This window comes from Aeromonas sp. Marseille-Q7275 (genome assembly GCF_965119515.1).
In genome coordinates this window covers 1-2,807 of sequence record NZ_CBCPLW010000041.1, presented here as the reverse complement: position 1 = coordinate 2,807, position 2,807 = coordinate 1, and the positions used below count along the sequence as shown (strand labels likewise).

1 rRNA gene is annotated in these 2,807 nt (G+C 53.4%); it reads left to right on the top strand.

Annotation, left to right across the window (positions count from 1 at the left end):
- Window positions 1–2,716: ribosomal RNA gene (locus ACWPWQ_RS21235) — 23S ribosomal RNA — on the top strand; the annotation flags it as partial.
- Between the last annotated feature and the right edge of the window lie 91 nt (window positions 2,717–2,807).

Here is a 2,807-nt window from a genome sequence, read left to right as displayed (position 1 = left end):
CGAGGCGAACCGGGAGAACTGAAACATCTAAGTACCCCGAGGAAAAGAAATCAACCGAGATTCCCTCAGTAGCGGCGAGCGAACGGGGATTAGCCCTTAAGCATCTTGGAAGTTAGTGGAACGGTCCTGGAAAGGCCGGCGATACAGGGTGATAGCCCCGTACACGAAAACAACCTTGATGTGAAATCGAGTAGGGCGGGACACGTGACATCCTGTCTGAATATGGGGGGACCATCCTCCAAGGCTAAATACTCCTGACTGACCGATAGTGAACCAGTACCGTGAGGGAAAGGCGAAAAGAACCCCTGTGAGGGGAGTGAAATAGAACCTGAAACCGTGTACGTACAAGCAGTGGGAGCCCTTCGGGGTGACTGCGTACCTTTTGTATAATGGGTCAGCGACTTACATTTTGTAGCGAGGTTAACCGTATAGGGGAGCCGTAGGGAAACCGAGTCTTAACTGGGCGTCTAGTTGCAAGGTGTAGACCCGAAACCGGGTGATCTAGCCATGGGCAGGTTGAAGGTTGAGTAACATCAACTGGAGGACCGAACCCACTAACGTTGCAAAGTTAGGGGATGACCTGTGGCTGGGGGTGAAAGGCCAATCAAACTCGGAGATAGCTGGTTCTCCCCGAAAGCTATTTAGGTAGCGCCTCGGACGAATACTACTGGGGGTAGAGCACTGTTTGGGCTAGGGGGTCATCCCGACTTACCAACCCCATGCAAACTCCGAATACCAGTAAGTAATATCCGGGAGACACACGGCGGGTGCTAACGTCCGTCGTGAAGAGGGAAACAACCCAGACCGCCGGCTAAGGTCCCAAAGTTCTGGTTAAGTGGGAAACGATGTGGGAAGGCTCAGACAGCTAGGATGTTGGCTTAGAAGCAGCCATCATTTAAAGAAAGCGTAATAGCTCACTAGTCGAGTCGGCCTGCGCGGAAGATGTAACGGGGCTCAAACCAGGCACCGAAGCCGCGGATTCACACTTATGTGTGAGTGGTAGGGGAGCGTTCTGTAAGTCTGCGAAGGTGTGTCGAGAGGCATGCTGGAGATATCAGAAGTGCGAATGCTGACGTAAGTAACGATAAAGGGGGTGAAAAGCCTCCTCGCCGGAAGACCAAGGGTTCCTGTCCAACGTTAATCGGGGCAGGGTGAGTCGACCCCTAAGGTGAGGCCGAAAGGCGTAATCGATGGGAAGCAGGTTAATATTCCTGCACGACTTGTAATTGCGATGGGGGGACGGAGAAGGCTAGGTGGGCCAGGCGACGGTTGTCCTGGTGAAAGTGCGTAGGTGGTGTTTCTAGGCAAATCCGGAGACACAACACTGAGACACGAGACGAAGCCACTACGGTGGTGAAGCCATTGATGCCCTGCTTCCAGGAAAAGCCTCTAAGCTTCAGATTACAAGTCATCGTACCCCAAACCGACACAGGTGGTCGGGTAGAGAATACCAAGGCGCTTGAGAGAACTCGGGTGAAGGAACTAGGCAAAATAGAACCGTAACTTCGGGAGAAGGTTCGCTCTTGACAGTGAAGTCCCTTGCGGATGGAGCAGTTGGGAGTCGCAGTGACCAGATGGCTGGGACTGTTTATCAAAAACACAGCACTCTGCAAACACGAAAGTGGACGTATAGGGTGTGACACCTGCCCGGTGCCGGAAGGTTAATTGATGGGGTTAGCGCAAGCGAAGCTCTTGATCGAAGCCCCGGTAAACGGCGGCCGTAACTATAACGGTCCTAAGGTAGCGAAATTCCTTGTCGGGTAAGTTCCGACCTGCACGAATGGTGTAACCATGGCCATGCTGTCTCCACCCGAGACTCAGTGAAATCGAATTCGCCGTGAAGATGCGGTGTACCCGCGGCTAGACGGAAAGACCCCGTGAACCTTTACTACAGCTTGGCACTGAACATTGAACCTACATGTGTAGGATAGGTGGGAGGCTTTGAAGGCGTGACGCCAGTTGCGCTGGAGCCGTCCTTGAAATACCACCCTTGTATGTTTGATGTTCTAACGCAGGGCCCTGAATCGGGCTCGCGGACAGTGCCTGGTGGGTAGTTTGACTGGGGCGGTCTCCTCCCAAAGAGTAACGGAGGAGCACGAAGGTTGGCTAATCCTGGTCGGACATCAGGAGGTTAGTGCAATGGCATAAGCCAGCTTAACTGCGAGACGGACAGGTCGAGCAGGTACGAAAGTAGGTCATAGTGATCCGGTGGTTCTGAATGGAAGGGCCATCGCTCAACGGATAAAAGGTACTCCGGGGATAACAGGCTGATACCGCCCAAGAGTTCATATCGACGGCGGTGTTTGGCACCTCGATGTCGGCTCATCACATCCTGGGGCTGAAGTCGGTCCCAAGGGTATGGCTGTTCGCCATTTAAAGTGGTACGCGAGCTGGGTTCAGAACGTCGTGAGACAGTTCGGTCCCTATCTGCCGTGGGCGTTGGATGATTGAAGGGAGTTGCTCCTAGTACGAGAGGACCGGAGTGAACGAACCTCTGGTGTTCGGGTTGTCACGCCAGTGGCACTGCCCGGTAGCTAAGTTCGGAATCGATAACCGCTGAAAGCATCTAAGCGGGAAGCGAGCCCTGAGATGAGTCATCCCTGACCCCTTGAGGGTCCTAAAGGGCCGTTGGAGACCACAACGTTGATAGGTGGGGTGTGTAAGCGCGGCGACGTGTTGAGCTAACCCATACTAATTACCCGTGAGGCTTAACCATACAACACCCAAGAAGTGTTTCTGGTGCTTGTAGCGAATGAACGAACTACTCAAAAATTCAGTGATAGCGACCAGGCAATAGCCAATCAGTC